15 protein-coding genes are annotated in these 18,234 nt (G+C 42.2%); all 15 read left to right on the forward strand.

What is annotated here, in order from left to right; all coding sequences use genetic code 11:
• Positions 1–292: 292 nt before the first annotated feature.
• Positions 293–1,573 carry an EF-P 5-aminopentanol modification-associated protein YfmF gene (yfmF, locus tag KTE19_RS04665; protein WP_217341724.1) on the forward strand — a complete coding sequence of 427 codons (1,281 nt, stop codon included), beginning with the start codon at positions 293–295 and terminating at the stop codon, positions 1,571–1,573.
• On the forward strand, positions 1,560–2,849 hold the full coding sequence (gene yfmH / locus KTE19_RS04670) for an EF-P 5-aminopentanol modification-associated protein YfmH (RefSeq protein WP_217161390.1): 1,290 nt from the start codon (positions 1,560–1,562) through the stop codon (positions 2,847–2,849). Before yfmF ends, yfmH begins: the two co-directional genes overlap by 14 nt.
• Before the next feature lie 63 nt (positions 2,850–2,912).
• Positions 2,913–3,989 carry a helix-turn-helix domain-containing protein gene (locus KTE19_RS04675; protein WP_217161389.1) on the forward strand — a complete coding sequence of 359 codons (1,077 nt, stop codon included), beginning with the start codon at positions 2,913–2,915 and terminating at the stop codon, positions 3,987–3,989.
• A 24-nt stretch (positions 3,990–4,013) separates the two neighbouring features.
• Positions 4,014–4,595: a CDP-diacylglycerol--glycerol-3-phosphate 3-phosphatidyltransferase gene (gene pgsA / locus KTE19_RS04680; RefSeq protein WP_217161388.1), complete on the forward strand. Its 582-nt coding sequence runs from the start codon at positions 4,014–4,016 to the stop codon at positions 4,593–4,595.
• A gap of 140 nt (positions 4,596–4,735) precedes the next feature.
• Positions 4,736–5,206 (forward strand): nicotinamide-nucleotide amidohydrolase family protein, encoded by a 471-nt coding sequence (locus tag KTE19_RS04685; RefSeq protein ID WP_217161387.1) that lies wholly within the window; start codon positions 4,736–4,738, stop codon positions 5,204–5,206.
• Positions 5,207–5,299: 93 nt separating this feature from the next.
• Positions 5,300–6,418 (forward strand): recombinase RecA, encoded by a 1,119-nt coding sequence (recA, locus tag KTE19_RS04690; RefSeq protein WP_217161386.1) that lies wholly within the window; start codon positions 5,300–5,302, stop codon positions 6,416–6,418.
• 264 nt (positions 6,419–6,682) lie between these two features.
• A complete protein-coding gene (gene rny / locus KTE19_RS04695; protein ID WP_217161385.1) occupies positions 6,683–8,263 on the forward strand; it encodes a ribonuclease Y in 1,581 nt (526 codons plus the stop codon).
• Positions 8,264–8,345: 82 nt separating this feature from the next.
• Positions 8,346–9,143, forward strand: coding sequence for a TIGR00282 family metallophosphoesterase (locus tag KTE19_RS04700; protein ID WP_217161384.1), 798 nt, complete (start codon positions 8,346–8,348; stop codon positions 9,141–9,143).
• 53 nt (positions 9,144–9,196) lie between these two features.
• Positions 9,197–11,794, forward strand: a complete 2,598-nt coding sequence (gene mutS, locus KTE19_RS04705; RefSeq protein WP_217341725.1) for a DNA mismatch repair protein MutS — start codon at positions 9,197–9,199, stop codon at positions 11,792–11,794.
• A 10-nt stretch (positions 11,795–11,804) separates the two neighbouring features.
• Positions 11,805–13,736 carry a DNA mismatch repair endonuclease MutL gene (gene mutL, locus KTE19_RS04710; RefSeq protein ID WP_217341726.1) on the forward strand — a complete coding sequence of 644 codons (1,932 nt, stop codon included), beginning with the start codon at positions 11,805–11,807 and terminating at the stop codon, positions 13,734–13,736.
• Between the two features lie 77 nt (positions 13,737–13,813).
• Positions 13,814–14,413, forward strand: a complete 600-nt coding sequence (gene ruvA, locus KTE19_RS04715; protein WP_217161381.1) for a Holliday junction branch migration protein RuvA — start codon at positions 13,814–13,816, stop codon at positions 14,411–14,413.
• Positions 14,414–14,429: 16 nt separating this feature from the next.
• Positions 14,430–15,458, forward strand: a complete 1,029-nt coding sequence (gene ruvB / locus KTE19_RS04720) for a Holliday junction branch migration DNA helicase RuvB (RefSeq protein ID WP_217341727.1) — start codon at positions 14,430–14,432, stop codon at positions 15,456–15,458.
• A gap of 2 nt (positions 15,459–15,460) precedes the next feature.
• Complete coding sequence (gene queA / locus KTE19_RS04725; protein ID WP_217161379.1) at positions 15,461–16,501, forward strand: tRNA preQ1(34) S-adenosylmethionine ribosyltransferase-isomerase QueA; 1,041 nt, start codon at positions 15,461–15,463, stop codon at positions 16,499–16,501.
• Positions 16,502–16,533: 32 nt separating this feature from the next.
• Positions 16,534–17,676 carry a tRNA guanosine(34) transglycosylase Tgt gene (gene tgt / locus KTE19_RS04730; protein WP_217341728.1) on the forward strand — a complete coding sequence of 381 codons (1,143 nt, stop codon included), beginning with the start codon at positions 16,534–16,536 and terminating at the stop codon, positions 17,674–17,676.
• A gap of 96 nt (positions 17,677–17,772) precedes the next feature.
• Positions 17,773–18,159, forward strand: a complete 387-nt coding sequence (gene yajC, locus KTE19_RS04735; protein WP_217161402.1) for a preprotein translocase subunit YajC — start codon at positions 17,773–17,775, stop codon at positions 18,157–18,159.
• Positions 18,160–18,234 lie beyond the last annotated feature (75 nt).

The following is an 18,234-nucleotide window of genomic DNA, read 5'->3' on the forward strand; positions in this document are numbered from 1 at the left end:
TAAAAAGGCATTCGATTGTGTTATCTGAAGAATAACATGCTCGAATGCCTTTTTGAATACGTCCAGTTATTTAGTGCTTACTTCACATCATAACCAGGAAAGGATAATTGGTTCTAGCCTACCTTTAACCGACGTGAGCGGACTTATTATTCCCCAATTGTTGATGAACTGTGTAAGCGATCGGATATGGATTGTCACTCTCTTTATTTTTTCTTACATTTCCCGAATTATGTTGAGAATTCCATTGATTTATCTTAGTATAAAATCTGTGAATAATTGAGGAGGAAGTTAAGTGGCTTATCAGATTGCCAATGGGGTGCAACTTCAGGTTGTTCCTACGAAAAAATTTAAAAATACCAAAGTTGTGATTAATTTTACATTTCCGACCAATCATCGAAATTTTGCCAAACTTGCTTTATTGGCGGAACTATTAGAGAATGCTTCCGCCAAATATAACAGTGAGATGCTGGTTTCCCGGAAGTTATCTGAGATGTTTGGGGCCAGTTACGGCGTTTCTGTCCTTCGCTATGGTAATCAACATACTCTCCAAATGAAGATGACCTATCCTAATGATCGTTTTTTACCTGGGGATCGGGATTTAACCACCCAAGTGTTTTCTTTTCTGAAAGAAATGATTGAAAATCCACTGGTGAACGAGGGCCAATTTGACGCTGCATACTTCAAGATTCATCAAACCAATATGATCAACTATTTGGATTCGATTGTAGACAACAAGGAATATTATGCCACACTTCAATTACAACAGTTGTATTATCCAAATGATCCAGATCACGGGGCGTTCTTACTGGGAGATGTGGCTTCATTTAAACAGATTACGCCAAAGCAACTCTACACATATTATTTGACTATTCTCAAAACGGCCGAAATTACAATATTGGTCGGGGGCGACGTGGCCACCGACAAGATTCAAACCGAATTGAGTCGATTCCGGAGCTTCGGCGATCGGCAAACGGCCAAATATGAGTTAAGAGTAATTCCAGCTCCGGTTAGTCAAGTTGCAACCGGTGAACAAATCCTGGTTGGATCTCAAAGCATCTTGAGTATGGGGTATCAATTGCCGATTTATTTTGGAGATCAGGATTATTTTTCTGCAATGATTTTCAATCAATTATTTGGCGGCTCTTCACAATCGTTGCTATTTACAAATGTTCGCGAGAAAAAGAGTTTAGCGTATGACATTCATAGCAATTACAACTCGCTCTTTGGGATGGTGACGGTTCAAGCCGGGATCGACCAAAAAAACGAAAAGCAAGTTTCACAAATGGTTCCGCAACAGCTGAATAAAATCATCGCTGGTGATTACGACGACCAACTTCTGGCTGGCATTAAACAAGCACTGATTAATCAACATCGCTCAGAAGGTGATCATTTAGCTGCTTTAATTGATAAGCAGTACCTTCAACAAATTATGGGATTTTCAATTGCTGACACGGAATGGGAATCTCAAGTTAATTCAGTTACTCGCACCGCCATTTCTGCGGTTGCCAAGCAGCTTCAATTACGAGCAGTCTTTACATTAAATAGTGAGGAGGGAACCAATGGAGTCAATTGATTATCCAACCTATCATGAAAAATTATTTGTGAGTCGATTGGCCAATGGAATGATGGTTTACATCCAGCCCAAGCCCGGTTTTAATAAGACGACGGCAATTCTAGGTGTCAATTATGGATCAATCGACCGGTCTTTCCGTGTAAATGGTGAGCAGGTGGTTCAACCCGCCGGGATTGCGCACTTTCTTGAACATAAGATGTTCGATAAAAAAGATTATGATGTTTTTGAACTCTTTAATCAAACCGGTGCCCGATCTAATGCTTATACGAGTTTTACGAAGACTAATTTTTTGTTTTCAACGACTGAATCAGTTCAAGATAATCTCAATATCTTGTTAAATTTCGTTCAAGAGCCCTATTTCACAGCTGAAAAGGTTCAGCGAGAAAAGGGCATCATTGATCAAGAAATTAATATGTACCAAAATGATCCGGACAATCAGGCATATTTCACCACAATTAGCGAACTTTATCCCGATTCTACGTTGGCAATGGATATTGCCGGGACGGTTCAAACAGTTGATCAGATACAGCTCGCTGATGTTCAGCTTGCCTACCAGTCATTCTATCGGCCTGATAATATGTCACTATTCATTACAGGAAAAGTTGATCCAGAAGAAACGTTGGCCTGGATTGAAGCCAACCAACAAACTAAGCCGAAGCAGAAACCGCAAACACTTGAAAGATTAATTGATTTTTCTGAAAATAAGCCAGAGAAAGTTCACCATGTTGACATGAATGTTGCTCGTTCGAAGGCAACGGTCGGTCTTCGCGGAAACGATCCTGTTCCGAGCGGTCGGGCTGGTTTAAGGTATGAAATTGGTGTTTCGATCACGTTTGACCTGTTTTTCGGCGAAAACGCTGGGGAGTATGATAAACTATACCATGATGGAATAATTGATGATTCGTTTTCATGGGAGTTTGAAAACGAACGTGGATTTCATTTTGCGATTCTTGGTTGTGACACGAATCAAACGGTAGCGTTTATCAATAGAATTCGAACAATCATTCATGAAATTCCATCAACAATTTTATCAAAGACCCAAGAATTTCAACTACAAAAGAACGAACAACTTGGAAATTATATTGAAATGATGGATTCTGAAGAGGCGATCAGTGGTCAGTTTGACGGCTTCATTGGGGAACCTGTTACAATATATGATGAGGTTGAGATTTTAAAAGATTTAACCTTGCAAGATGTGGCGGAAATTACCAATGCATTTTTGGATCAAGCAACGATGCAAGAAGTCGTTATTAATACTAATAATGATCATCAATAACTAATAAAAATGTCGTATGATATACTGAATTAAGTGAATAATTAATTGTAATGGAGAATACGTATGAGTGACGAAAAAGATAGTTTAACAATTGGGAAAAAACTGCATGATGCCAGAGTGGCAAAGGGTTATACCCTTGATGACCTGCAAAAAAACACCAAGATCCAGAAGCGTTATTTAATTGCGATTGAAGATAATAATTTTGATGACCTTCCTGGAGAATTCTATGTTCGGGCGTTTGTGAAGCAGTATGCTGATTCTGTTGGTTTGGATGGAACTGAGTTGCTGAGTCAATATGAAGAAAAGCTTCCCGATACTGAAGATCCGGAATATGTTGACCGGGTAAATGATGATAATCCAGAAACTCGATCGGCACAACGAAAAGTGGACCAGCGAAACGAAAAGCTGCGGAGGTATATTCCGATTGCGTCAGTATCTGTTATCGTTTTGATTATTTTGGTTGCGATTTGGGTTGCTGCGGCAAAGAGTACCCGGGACACGTCCAAAACTCAAATTGAGACTTCCAAAGTTTCCGTTTCTGGTAACAAAAATAACAAAGCTAAATCAAGCAGTTCAACAAAGAGTAAAGCTAAAGCCAAGACTCCTAAGAAAAAAGCAATTACTTTTAAGAAAGTGACAGCCTCCGGTAGTGATGTGACCTATCGAGTAAGCGGTGTGAAGGGTAAGACTGCCCTTCGGATTATGACTGCTTCTGCTGCAACCAGCGCATGGACTGCAGTTTCGGCAGATGGCACAACTCTGTGGCAAGCTGCTTTAACTGGTGGAAAGTCACATACGGTTGCCATCCCAAGTGGGACCAGTACTGTTACTGTTAATGCTGGTAACGCTGCCCAGACTTCAATTTACGTCGGCGGCAAAAAGCTTAAGGTAGCAGATCCAGTTGATAATGGATCCAGCCAAGTTAGAGTTATTACATTACAATTTGGTAAGTCGACCGCTGCCCAATCATCAAGCAGCAGTTCTGCAGCGACGAATAGTTCAGCAACCACGACGACCGGTTCAACAGGTACAACAACTGGAACAACGAACGGGACAACTACCGGATCTGCTAGCACGACTACCGGGAATACTGGTACAACTGGAAATACCAACACGTCTGGAACAACAAACGGTTATTAATGAGACTGGCTGGTGGAGGAAAACATGAATTTACCAAATAAATTAACGATCTTTAGAATTATCTTGATTCCGTTTTTCATTCTAATACTTGCCGTACCCATTTTTTCGGGTAGTGTCACGATTGCCGGGACGGTTATTGGGAATGCCCGCTGGGTTGCCACTATTATCTTTATTGTGGCTTCTCTCACTGACTTTTTGGATGGGCAAATTGCTCGCAGAAGGCATTTAGTCACCAACTTTGGGAAATTCGCGGATCCTTTAGCTGATAAAATGCTTGTCATGACTGCCTTTATTTTCCTTGTCGAGATTGGGGAAGTTCCAGCATGGGTGATTGCCATCATCGTCTGTCGGGAATTGGCCGTTACTGGACTAAGATTGATTATTGTTGAAAATAATGGCGCAGTTATTGCTGCTGCTTGGCCCGGAAAGATTAAGACAACGACTCAGATGCTGGCCATTATTCTGCTCTTCTTGAATAACGTTCTCTTTGCGGCCATTAATTTCCCATTAGATCAGATTATGCTGTACACTTGCTTATTCTTCACGATCTATTCTGGCATTGATTATTTCGTTCAGAATCGATCTGTATTTGCAGATTCATTTTAATAGTTTTATCTGAAATCAAAACGAGGTCAGTGGTTGGGCAAGCTATTTTGCCATAACCTTGTCCTCGTTTGTTATTTTTCATTGAATTTAAATTTTTGGCACGTATTTTACGTATTTAATAAATGAAAGGGGCAATAGAGATGACACTTGAACAGAAGTTGGTTAATGAATTAATCAAACGACATATCACGATTACTGCAGCAGAGAGTCTGACTGCCGGACAATTTCAGAGCACTCTTGGGAACGTTGCTGGTGTTTCTGAAATATTTGAAGGAGGGTTTGTCACATACTCCAATGAAGTTAAAGAGCAATTATTGAACATTCCCAGCGAAGTGATTGAGGAGAACGGCGTTGTGAGTGAGCCAACCGCAATTTGGATGGCCAATCAGGCTCGTTCAATTATGAAAAAAGATTTAGGTGTATCATTCACTGGCGTAGCGGGTCCGGATGAGCTTGAAAGTAATCCAGCTGGTACCGTTTGGATAGGGGTTGCATATGGCACCCAGCAGACTTTTGCCAAAGAATTTCATTTCTCCGGCGAACGAAACGCCATTAGAAAGGCATCGGTTGATGCTGGGCTACAAATGGCGCTTGATGCAATTCATAATTAATCGAACTTTTGTTCCCTTTTTTATTGCTTTTTTCGAAAATCATTAGTATAGTTAGTTGGTAAACTTTTCCGGTAAGGAAATGGGAGGAATTCAATGGCTGACCAAAGAAAAGTAGCTTTAGATAAAGCCTTAAAGAATATTGAAAAAGAATTCGGTAAGGGATCCATCATGAGGATGGGCGACAAAGCCGATACGCAGATTTCGACGGTTCCATCCGGTTCACTTGCACTCGATGAGGCGCTCGGAGTTGGTGGTTATCCTCGTGGAAGAATCGTTGAAGTATATGGACCAGAAAGTTCTGGGAAAACAACGGTTGCTCTTCATGCCGTAGCTGAAGTCCAAAAACGTGGTGGGACAGCTGCGTATATCGATGCTGAAAACGCGCTGGATCCAGTTTACGCGACCCATTTAGGGGTTAACATCGATGATTTGTTACTGTCGCAACCTGATACCGGTGAACAGGGACTGCAAATCACTGATGCTTTGGTGACGAGTGGCGCAGTTGATATTGTTGTCATCGATTCAGTTGCCGCTTTGGTACCTCGGGCCGAAATCGAAGGCGAAATGGGGGATGCCCACGTTGGTCTTCAAGCCCGATTGATGTCACAAGCCCTACGAAAATTATCCGGAACGATTAGCAAGACGAAAACAATTGCGATCTTTATTAATCAGATTCGTGAAAAAGTTGGGGTTATGTTTGGTAATCCAGAAACCACTCCTGGTGGCCGTGCATTGAAATTCTACGCAACCATTCGACTTGAAATTCGTCGTGCTGAACAGATTAAGGACGGCACTAATATCATTGGTAACCGAGTTCGAATTAAAGTGGTGAAGAATAAGGTTGCGCCACCATTCAAACGTGCCGAAGTGGATATTATGTATGGGAAAGGAATTTCTCAATCTGGCGAATTGGTCGATATGGCTGTGGATAAAGATATTATCGATAAGTCCGGTTCTTGGTATTCATACGGTGAAGAACGGATTGGTCAAGGTCGCGAGAACGCTAAATCATACCTTGAGGAACATCAAGATATGTTTAAAGAGGTTGAGAAAAAAGTTCGGGATGCGTATGGAATTCCTGACGATACGGCCCCTGACGAAAAGCCAAAGTCGTCTTCAAAATCAGATGACAAGAAAGCTACGAAGGCTTCTAAAAAATCTGATAGCAAAAACGAAGCAACTGAAAATATTGATTTAAATATTGGTAAGTAGTGCAACATCTATTTACAGCAGAGAAGGCCTTCAGCGATGAGGGCTTTTTTTGTAAACATAATGGTGACGGTGACTTGTATGATACCGTAAAGCAACTTTTTGATATTAAGAACAACTTGTTGCATGCAACTAATTGCCGTTACCGCATAAGATGATTGACACCAGTGCCAACAAACATTAAAATGATAGTTGTGTCAATAATCAAATAACATCTTATAATTGGTTTAGAAAATAATCATTTTATGATGATTTGGAGGTGAAGCCATGAGTATGGCTGGAATAATCCTCGCAATCATCGCTATTATTGTTGTTGGTTTTGTTGGTATTATTAGTTTTGTTATCGGCAAGTCTACACAAAAGAAGATCCAGGAAAAAGATCTTGATGCGGCAAATGGTTCTGCAAAGAACATTCTAGTTGAAGCCAAGAAAAAGGCGGAAACAGTTGTTAAAGAAGCAACTTTGTCAGCTCAGGAAAAGAACCATCGCTATCGTTCTTCAGTTGAAAAAGAACTAAAGAATCGACGAGCGGAGATTCAAAAACAAGAGGATCGTTTGTTGCAGCGAGAAGAGGCTCTTGACCGGAAAGATAGTGCTTTTGAGCGTAGAGAGAGCACCCTTAACCGAAAAGAGCAAAAGATTAATCGTGAACAACAAAACTTAACTACACAACAAGAAGAAGCAAACTCACTTATTCAAAAACGTCAGGCTGAAGTTGAGAAAGTTGCGGCCTTTACTCAAGAAGAGGCCCGTAATCTGATCATTCAAGAGACTAGTGAACAGTTGGCCGATGAGAAAGCCCGGATGGTAAAGGAAAGTTATTACCAGGCTCAATCTGAAGCTGATGAAAATGCTAAGGATCTGATCATTGAAGCAATTCAACAAAGTTCAGCGGATGTGGTTTCCGAAACCACGGTTTCCGTTGTGAGCCTTCCAAATGAAGATATGAAGGGAAGAATCATTGGTCGAGAAGGTCGAAATATCCGGACCTTCGAGACCCTGACTGGAATTGATTTAATCATTGATGATACACCACAAGCTGTGGTATTGAGTGGATTTGATCCAATACGGCGGGAAGTTGCCAAGATGACTTTGGAGAAGCTTATTAAGGACGGCCGGATTCATCCAGCTCGGATTGAAGAGATGGTTGAAAAGAGCCGCAAAGAACTTGATGAGCGGATTCAAGATATTGGTGAAGAAACCCTGTTTGATTTGGGAATTCATTCAATGAGTCCAGAGATGATCAAATTAGTCGGTCAGATGAACTTTAAGATTTTCCATGGTCAGAATTTACTTGGTCATTCAATTGAGGTTGCAAAGTTGACTGGTGCGTTTGCATCAGAATTAGGTGAGGATGTTACTTTAGCTAAACGCGCAGGATTATTACACGATATCGGCAAAGCTGCTAATAATGGGGTTGAAGGCTCACACGTTCAAGTTGGGGTTGACTTAGCCAAGAAGTATCACGAAAGTCCAGTTGTGATTGATGCAATTAAGGGTTATGACGAAGATCATAAACCCGAATCAATCATTGCTGAATTGGTTGCGGTGGCAGGGAAGATTGCTATTTCGCGGCCAGGGGCTCACAGTGATTCACTTGAAAGCTTCGTTCATCGACTTGATAGCCTTGAAAAAATTACCGACAGCTTTGACGAGGTACAAAAGAGCTATGCAATCCAAGCTGGTCGAGAGATCAGGGTGATTGCAAAGCCTGAAGACATTACGGATACTCAAGCAATTGTGCTTGCCCGTAAGATTAAACAAAAGATTGAAACTAAAATGAAGTATCCTGGTCACATTAAGGTTACTGTGATTCGGGAAGTTCGTTCAGTCGAATATGCAAGATAAAAGATCAGGGACTCTGGTCTTTTTTCTTTTATAAATGTTAAACTTATTTCAAACAAACTAGAAAGTATTGAGGAAAAAGTTAATGCGAGTTCTTTTTATTGGTGACGTTGTTGGAAATATGGGCGTTCATATGATTGAAACATATCTACCCAAGCTTAAACAGGAGCTTCGACCACAGGTAACAGTTGTGAACGGTGAAAATGCAACGCCCATGGGCCGAGGAATTACTCAAAGTATCTACAAAAAGATGATGGGTGCGGGCGTTGATGTTGTTACGTTAGGGAATCATGCGTGGAGCAATAATGAAATATTGGACTTTATCGATGACAGCAAACGCCTGATTCGCCCATACAATTTCCCGAAACGGACGACACCGGGAAAAGGGTATACAATGGTCAACGTCAACGGTCATCAACTGGCAGTGCTTAATTTTCAAGGACGGGTTTTCATGGATAATCTGGATGATCCGTTCGCGCTGGCGGATGAATTAGTGACTGAAATCCGCAAAACCACTCACTGTATTTTTATGGACTTTCACGCAGAAGCAACCAGTGAAAAATTAGCCATTGCCCGTTATCTCGACGGCCGGATTTCCGCGATCGTCGGCACGCACACTCATGTGCAAACGAACGATGCCCAAATTTTACCCGAAAAGACCGGCTTTTTGACCGATGCCGGAATGACTGGTCCGGCAGATGGGATGCTGGGCATGAAGCCAGAAAGTGTGATCAACCGATTTTTGAACCAACGGCCTGCCCGATTTGAAGTCTTAGAAACTGGCCGGGGAATTATTTCCGGCTGTTACATCGACATTGACGATAAGACTGGCCATACAACACAAATTAAAACTGTGATGTTAACAGACGACCAAATTAATTAATCACTAAGTTAAACATACTGGGAAAAACGAATTTGATTTAAGGGGACTTATAGGTGGCAAAGCAAGCACAAACACCAATGATGGTACAGTATCAAAAGATTAAGGACCAATATCCGGATGCATTTTTATTTTACCGTCTCGGTGATTTTTATGAGATGTTCAATGAGGATGCAATCAAAGGTTCACAACTTTTGGAATTAACCTTAACTAACCGTAGTCGGAATGCTGAGCACCCGATTCCAATGTGTGGGGTGCCCCATAAAGCCGTCAAAAATTACATTGATATTTTGGTGGACCAGGGGTACAAAGTTGCGATTTGTGAGCAGATGGAAGATCCTCGGTTAACCAAAGGGATGGTTAAACGCGAAGTCATCCAGTTGGTAACACCAGGAACCCAAGTGGACGTTGGCAGTGAAAATGCCAAGACGAATAATTATTTAACGGCCGTGGTTGCGGACAAGTCAGGCCAACAATTTGCTTTTTCATATGTTGATTTGTCGACTGGCGAATTAAAAGTAGCCGAATTGACAACTCAGGCCGAGTTGGTGAACGAATTAGTTTCACTACAAACTAAAGAAACAGTCATTGATCCAGACCTGCCAACAACGATTCAGGAGACGATTAAAAAAATAGGCATTCTCCGATCGACCCAAGCGGAAGTGCCAGTCAATTCTTCGGTCAGCTACCTTAGCCAGGACGTTGATAATCCACTCATGAGGCGTGTTTTAAAGATGTTGCTGGATTATATCCAAGCCACTCAAAAACGCAGCCTGAGCCATCTTAAGCGGGCTGTCGTGTACGAACCGTCCGACTTCCTGGAGATGGATCACAATTCGCAATATAATCTTGAATTGATCAAAAATATTCGAACCGGCAAAAAAGCCGGAACGTTGCTTTGGTTATTGGACCAAACCAAGACTGCAATGGGTGGGCGAAAATTAAAACAATGGATTGAACGACCACTTGTCAATGCTAATAAGATTAATGAGCGCCACGATGCGGTTGCGGTCCTGCTTGATCATTATTATGAGCGAAACCAGCTCCAAGACGAACTCGTGAAGGTGTACGATTTGGAGCGTTTGGCAGGCAGAATCGCCTTTGGCAGTGTTAACGGCCGTGACTTGATTCAGTTGAAAGCTTCTTTGCAACAGGTGCCAAAGATTAAGTACATTTTGGAACAAATTGCAGACAAAAGTTTTCAAGACATGCTTGAAAAACTCGTTCCACTAGATGATGTTGTTGGCGAAATTGAGTCGGCGATTGTTGAAGAACCCCCGATTTCCGTTACGGATGGTGGGGTTATTAAGGATGGCTTTGATGATCAACTGGACAAGTATCGTGATGCCACTAACAATGGTCAAAAGTGGTTAGCTGAACTTGAGGCTAAGGAACGCAAAATAACGGGTATTAATAATTTGAAAGTCGGCTTTAATCACGTTTTTGGATATTATATTGAAGTCACCAAGGTCAATTTGAGCAAAATACCCGCAGATCGTTACCAACGCAAACAAACTTTGGCGAACGCAGAAAGATTTTCAACCCCAGAATTAAAAGAAAAAGAAGCCCTGATCTTGGAAGCTGAAGAACAGAGCAAGACTCTGGAATACAAATTATTTGTTAAAATTCGTGAAGACATCAAAAAATCGATTAAGCGAATTCAAGATTTGGCAGATTCGATTGCTTCCGTGGATGTCTTACAAAGTTTTGCAGCCGTTAGTGAGGAATATCGGTTTATTCGACCAACCTTGACAGCTAAACATGAAGTGTCAATCAAAGACGGTCGCCATCCGGTTGTCGAAAAAGTATTAGGTCATCAGCAGTATGTTCCCAATGACGTTACCATGGATGACCACACGAGCGTTCTTTTAATCACCGGGCCCAATATGTCTGGTAAGAGCACCTATATGCGGCAAATGGCATTAGCAGTTATCATGAATCAAATTGGTTGTTTTGTACCTGCTAAGAAGGCAGTGATGCCCGTTTTTGATAAAATTTTTACCCGAATTGGCGCTGCTGACGATCTGATTTCTGGAAAAAGTACGTTCATGGTCGAAATGAAAGAAGCCAATGATGCCATCGAGAATGCAACGCCCAACAGTTTGATCTTATTTGATGAAATTGGTCGGGGGACTGCGACTTACGATGGAATGGCATTGGCTCAAGCGATTATTGAGTATGTGCATAACAATATTGGTGCTAAAACGCTATTCTCCACCCATTATCATGAGTTGACAACTCTGGACGAAAGTTTGAAGCAGTTACAAAACGTTCACGTTGGTGCCACCGAGTCAAATGGTGAATTAGTTTTCCTTCACAAAATTCAACCAGGTCCAGCGGATAAATCTTACGGAATTCACGTCGCTAAATTGGCTGGGTTACCAAACAACCTATTGAGCCGGGCAAATGATATACTTACTAAATTAGAGCAGCAGGCGGAAGCCGATCAAAAGCGAAAAGGAAGGCAGCCAAAACCAACCCACCAACCTAAATCGGACACTGAAGAGCAAATCTCACTGTTTCCACTTGAAACGGTTGATGACAACCAAGCTGAAGTGGTTTCTGAGATTAAGCAGCTTGATTTGATGTCGAAAACGCCGATGCAGATTATGAATCAAGTCTATAAATGGCAACAGAAGATAAACAGGGAGTAAGGTGATCTCTTTGAATAAGATTCATGAATTACCATCGATTTTAGCAGACCAAATCGCAGCTGGCGAAGTTGTCGAGCGGCCAGCATCAGTGGTGAAAGAATTAGTTGAAAATTCAATAGATGCCAAAAGTACTGAGATTGATATTACCGTTGAAAATTCCGGCTTAAAGTTGATCAAAGTCGTTGACGACGGCAATGGAATTGACAGTTCCCAAGTCAAGACCGCCTTTTTACGGCATGCGACCAGTAAAATCACCGAGCAGCGGGATCTCTTTCGGGTGCGGACATTAGGCTTTCGTGGTGAAGCTCTCCCTAGTATCAGTTCCGTATCAAATGTGTTGATGAAGACGTCCACTGGTTCAATTGGGACGCAAATTGAATATAAAGGCGGCAAGCTCGTTGAGCAAAAAGCCGCTGAATCTCGTAAGGGAACCACGGTTGAAGTCCGATCGTTATTTTATAATACCCCTGCACGGTTAAAATACTTGAGTTCTCCCAACACTGAACTGGCAAAAATTTCAGACATCGTAAACCGCTTGGCACTGAGTCATCCTGAAGTTGCCTTTTCATTTATTAGTAATGGCCGTGAACTTTTGCGGACGTCTGGAAGGGGCGACTTGAGACAGGTTCTCGGCGCAATTTATGGTGTCAAAACCGTTGCCAAGTTGGCCCCGATTTCTGCGGAAGGCATGGATATTAAGGTAGCTGGTTTTGTGAGTCTGCCAGAATTAACCCGGTCGAGCCGCAATTATATTTCATTGATTTTGAATGGGCGGTTTATTCGTAATTATCCACTCACTAAAGCGGTTATTGAAGGTTATGGGTCAAAATTGATGATCGGCAGGTTCCCAATTGCCGTGGTTAAAGTTGATATCGATCCTGCTTTGATTGATGTCAATGTTCACCCAACCAAACAAGAAGTCCGCATTAGCGATGAACCTGAAATCGGCAAATTAATTGTCGGGGCAATCATGCAGATGCTTTCAGACAAGCAATTGATTCCTGACGCGACTCGGGATTTTAAGAAGCCGTTTAACGTTATGCCAAGACAGTTTGATGTTTCAACAGCGGATCAAGAGCAGACCAATCAACCTTTATTCGAAGCTGATCCTGCCCCCATGGTGACGGCGGATCAGCCTGACGTCACGCCAGTGGTTGTTAAGACAAAGGCTGATTTAAATAGTCCAGCCGTTGCTCAATTTGATGAATTAATGCAGGCAGAACCAAGTGCTGTTCCAATTTTTGAAGATGCTGGGGATCCACCTGTACCGCCTGTTAGTACGCTGAATCGGCAAAAGGAACCTGAACAGTCAGAACTGGTCTCTGAATCTGGTTTTCCAAGCCTGCAATACATTGGTCAAATTCATGGAACCTATTTGGTTGCTGAGTCCCCGGATAGTATGTATTTAGTGGATCAACATGCTGCTCAGGAGCGGATTAACTATGAGCATTATCGAAAGGCAATTGGGGAAGTTTCTGACGATCAGCAAAACTTGTTGGTGCCAATTGTTCTTGACTACTCAACATCTGACTTTCTGTTGATAAATGAACACTTAGATTTGCTGAGGACGCTTGGGATCCATTTGGAACAGTTTGGTCAAAATAGTTTCATTGTCCGTGAACATCCGATGTGGTTTAAGGCTGGTCAAGAAGAGGATACAATCAAAGAAATGATTGACTGGATTTTATCGGATCATAAAATTTCAGTGGCTGCATTTCGAGAAAAAACAGCTATCATGATGAGCTGTAAGCGGGCAATCAAGGCTAATCACCATTTGGATGAGCGGCAAGCCGTTGCCCTTCTCCAACGTTTGCCAGAGTGTGAAAACCCATATAACTGTCCTCATGGCCGCCCAGTACTCGTTAAATTTACCAATGAAGATATTGAAAAAATGTTCAAACGAATTCAAGACCCACACCACACTGACCAAGAGATTCTCTAAGTTTTGTTGTCGTGGTGATCTGTCAATTGTGATACAATTTAACAAGCAAACATACGTTTTTTGAAGAGGAGTTTCTCATGTTCGAGTTTTTTGATGGTTACGTTGTGGATATTAAGCCAACTCACATTGTATTGCTTGTTGGCGGGGTTGGGTATTTAGTGTATGCAGCTGACCCGTTTCAATTTAAAGTCGATAGCAAAACGGCTGTTCGGGTTTATGTTTATCAGTCAGTAAGTGATTCAGCTATTCTCTTATATGGGTTTCATGATATTGAAGATAAGCAATTGTTTGAAAAGTTGATTGCCGTTTCCGGAATTGGACCCAAGAGTGCCTTAGCAATTCTTGCTGGTAATGACCGTGATGGGTTGGTTGCTGCAGTTAAAAGCAAAGATGTCAAGTTTCTGACGAAGTTCCCTGGTGTGGGTAAGAAGACTGCTCAACAGATTATTTTAGATCTGCAGGATAAGTTAAACGATATCGCAACTGATGGGATGATCCCTCAGGAAAAGTCGAGTGCCGCTCCGCAATCCCAAGAATTGACAGATGCCTTATCTGCCCTTCAAGCACTGGGATATGGCGCTAAACAGGTTGACGGAATTGAAAATGACCTTGCAGCCAAAACGGGTCTGTCGACTGACGAATATTTGAGCATGGGCCTTAAATTACTGATGCATTAAAAGGGAGGATGATAATTTGACCGAGCCAAAAGATGATCGACTTATTTCTCCCGATAATGTTGATTCTGAAGAGAGCAGCATCGAAAAGTCACTGCGACCACAAACGTTAAGCGAATATATTGGTCAAGACGACGTTAAAAATAAATTGGGTGTGTATATTAAAGCCGCCAAACAACGGGAAGAATCTCTTGACCACGTTTTGTTGTATGGACCACCAGGATTAGGTAAAACAACTCTGGCCATGGTGATTGCTAATGAAATGGGTGTCAGTATCCGAACCACTAGCGGGCCTGCTATTGATAAGCCCGGTGATTTGCTTTCTTTGTTAAATGAGCTGCAACCGGGGGATGTCTTGTTTATCGATGAGATCCATCGGTTGCCAAAAGTTGTTGAGGAAATGCTCTATTCTGCAATGGAAGATTTTTACGTTGACATTATCGTTGGTCAGGGATCGGGGGCCCATCCAATTCATTTCCCATTGCCGCCATTTACGCTCATTGGAGCAACGACACAGGCAGGCATGCTGGCTGCACCACTTCGAGATCGGTTTGGTATTGTTGAGCACATGAACTATTACCGGGTTGCTGATCTTGAAGATATTGTTAAACGAACGGCTGACATTTTCCAGATTCCAATCCTCGAGTCCGGTGCCCATGAAATTGCATTAAGATCCCGAGGGACTCCTCGAGTTGCAAACCGACTCCTAAAACGGGTCCGGGATTTCGCTCAAGTTTCTGATCGAGATCACATTGACTTGGAGATTGTCCGTTATGCGCTCGACAAGCTTAAAGTTGATGATTTGGGCTTGGATGACACAGATATTAAGCTATTGAAAACGATGATTCAATATTATGATGGCGGACCGGTTGGTTTGAATACATTGGCGGCAAATATCGGCGAAGAAACCGATACGATTGCAGAAATGTATGAACCATATCTTCTTCAAATTGGATTGATTAAACGGACTGCCAGGGGAAGAATGGTTACACCAAAAGGTTACGATCATTTGAATTACCCAATGCCGAATAAGCACGAAGGGAACTAATTATGAAAACAAATTACACACTTGAAGACTTTGATTATGATCTACCTCATGAATTGATTGCGCAAACACCGATTAAAGATCGCGATGAGTCTCGATTACTGGTTTTGAATAAAGACACTGGTGAGATGCAGGACCGGCATTTCTACAACATTATTGATTACTTAAATCCTGGCGATGCGTTAGTGATGAACGATTCCAAGGTGATGCCTGCGCGAATCTACGGTGTCAAAGCAGATACTGGGGCTAATATGGAAGTCCTTTTGCTGCATAACATTGAGGGAGACCGTTGGGAAACGTTAATGAAACCTGCTAAGCGGGCTAAGGTTGGAACTGTGATCGACTTTGGGGAAGGCCAGTTAAAGGCTGTTGTAACCAAAGAATTGGATCATGGTGGGCGAGAAATTGAATTCAAGTACGAGGGCATTTTCATTGAAATTCTCGAAAAATTAGGTGAGACCCCATTGCCACCATACATTAAAGAGAAGCTGGATGATCCAAATCGCTACCAAACAGTTTACGCCAAGGAAATGGGCTCTGCGGCCGCTCCGACAGCTGGCTTGCACTGGACAAAGGAATTACTCCAGAAGGTTGCTGACAAGGGTGTTCATCTGGTATATTTAACCCTTCACGTGGGACTAGGAACATTTCGGCCTGTTGATGAGGAAAATATCGAAGATCACAAGATGCACAGCGAGTTCTATCGTTTATCTCAAGAAGCGGCTGATACTTTGAATGATGTGCGTCATAACGGTGGCAAAATCGTTGCGACTGGGACAACTTCTATTCGGACGTTGGAGACTGTTGGGACTAAGTTCAACGGTGAAATTCGGCCGGATTCAGGGTGGACAGATATTTTCATCAAGCCTGGCTATCAATGGCAAGTGGTGGACTCATTTATCACCAATTTTCATTTGCCTAAATCAACGCTTGTTATGCTGGTTGCGTCATTTACTGGCAGGAAAAACATTTTAAATGCGTATGAGCATGCCATCCAAGAAAAGTACCGTTTCTTCAGTTTTGGGGATGCAATGTACATTCATTAACGGCTGATTAGCTCTTGCAAGGAGGACTTTACATGCAACCAGCGATAACTTATCGCTTGATTAAAAAGGAAAAACACACTGGTGCTCGGCTTGGTGAAATCACCACGCCCAACGGGACGTTTAGGACCCCGATCTTTATGCCAGTAGGAACTCAGGCAACGGTTAAAACATTGGCCCCTGAAGAGCTTGATAAAATGGGGGCAACCATTGTTTTGGCCAATACTTATCACTTGTGGTTACGACCTGGTGAAGACATTGTTAAAGAAGCAGGTGGTCTACACAAGTTTATGAATTGGCATAAAGGGCTTTTGACTGATTCGGGTGGTTTTCAAGTGTTCTCGCTTGCCAAAAATCGGGATATCATGGAACAAGGAGTTACATTCAAAAATGAGTTAAATGGTTCCAAGATGTTTCTTTCACCGGAAAAAGCTATTCAAATTGAGAATGATCTGGGTCCAGATATTATGATGAGCCTAGATGAGTGCCCGCCATTCTTTGAATCTTATGATTATGTTAAAAAATCAGTTGAACGGACGAGTCGTTGGGCTGAGCGGGGGTTAAAAGCCCACCGTAATCCTGATACACAGGGACTCTTTGGAATTGTTCAAGGCGCTGGATTTGAGGATCTTAGACAACAATCTGCCAAGGATTTGGTAAGTTTAGATTTCCCAGGTTATTCAATCGGGGGCTTGTCGGTTGGAGAATCCAAGACGGAAATGAATCGGATTTTGGAAGCAACAACGCCATTGTTACCTGAAAATAAACCTCGTTATTTGATGGGGGTCGGCGTGACGGATTCCTTGATTGATGGGGTTATTCGTGGAATTGACATGTTTGACTGTGTGTTGCCAACCAGAATTGCCAGGAATGGGACCGTGATGACTTCCCATGGTCGCTTGGTCGTCAAAAATGCCAAGTTCGCTAGAGATTTCACTCCTTTGGATGATCAGTGCGATTGTTATACCTGCCGTAACTATACGCGGGCATATATTCGTCATTTGATTAAAGCAGACGAAACATTTGGCCTGCGTCTTTGCAGTTATCATAATTTGTATTACTTAATTCACTTGATGAAACGGGTTCAGCAGGCTATTATGGATGATAATTTGCTGGATCTGCGGGCAGAAGTATTTGAGCAGTATGGGTATAATAAACCTAACGCAAAAAACTTTTAGACCTAGACGGTTGACAACTTATTTGGTAAAGTATTCTTATGAAAGTGTGGGTGAAAAATATTGAATGGTTCTTCTAGTAGTTATCTCTCGATCTTAATGATCGTTGCCTTATTTGCATTGATGTATTTCTTGATGATTCGTCCTCAACGAAAGCAGCAGCAAAAGCGTCGGGAACAATTGTCGAAGATTAAACCTGGTGATTCAGTGGTTACAATTGGCCGTTTACACGGTGTTGTTGATGAAATCAACGAAGCCGAAAAGACCGTTACCCTGGACTGTGATGGCATCTACTTGGTTTTTGATTTAAGCGCTGTTGCTCAAATCAAGCAACCGGGGATTGCCCCAGCTACTGCTACAACTGATACGAAGACGAATTCTGCTAAAACAGATGAGGCTCCTGCATCAGATGCAGCTGATGATAAGTCTGCGGCTTCTGACCAAGCAAGCGATTCTGCAGCTGATCAGAATAAAGAAAGTAAGTAAGCTTCAATTACTTGGGTTGGTACCGGAACGTGATGTTTTGGCCAACCATTTTTTTGCGGTAAGAGAGAACGTACG

Origin of the sequence: Lentilactobacillus dabitei (assembly GCF_019061365.1) — a bacterium.
In the GTDB taxonomy this organism is placed as follows: Bacteria; Bacillota; Bacilli; order Lactobacillales; family Lactobacillaceae; genus Lentilactobacillus; species Lentilactobacillus dabitei.

Bases quoted from the DNA above. Each gene is read 5' to 3' on its own strand.
- yfmH (WP_217161390.1), top strand. From the start codon at position 1,560: ATGGAGTCAATTGATTATCCAACCTATCATGAAAAATTATTTGTGAGT.
- KTE19_RS04675 (WP_217161389.1), top strand. From the start codon at position 2,913: ATGAGTGACGAAAAAGATAGTTTAACAATTGGGAAAAAACTGCATGAT.
- pgsA (WP_217161388.1), top strand. From the start codon at position 4,014: ATGAATTTACCAAATAAATTAACGATCTTTAGAATTATCTTGATTCCG.
- KTE19_RS04685 (WP_217161387.1), top strand. From the start codon at position 4,736: ATGACACTTGAACAGAAGTTGGTTAATGAATTAATCAAACGACATATC.
- recA (WP_217161386.1), top strand. From the start codon at position 5,300: ATGGCTGACCAAAGAAAAGTAGCTTTAGATAAAGCCTTAAAGAATATT.
- rny (WP_217161385.1), top strand. From the start codon at position 6,683: ATGAGTATGGCTGGAATAATCCTCGCAATCATCGCTATTATTGTTGTT.
- KTE19_RS04700 (WP_217161384.1), top strand. From the start codon at position 8,346: ATGCGAGTTCTTTTTATTGGTGACGTTGTTGGAAATATGGGCGTTCAT.
- ruvA (WP_217161381.1), top strand. From the start codon at position 13,814: ATGTTCGAGTTTTTTGATGGTTACGTTGTGGATATTAAGCCAACTCAC.
- queA (WP_217161379.1), top strand. From the start codon at position 15,461: ATGAAAACAAATTACACACTTGAAGACTTTGATTATGATCTACCTCAT.
- tgt (WP_217341728.1), top strand. From the start codon at position 16,534: ATGCAACCAGCGATAACTTATCGCTTGATTAAAAAGGAAAAACACACT.
- yajC (WP_217161402.1), top strand. From the start codon at position 17,773: ATGATCGTTGCCTTATTTGCATTGATGTATTTCTTGATGATTCGTCCT.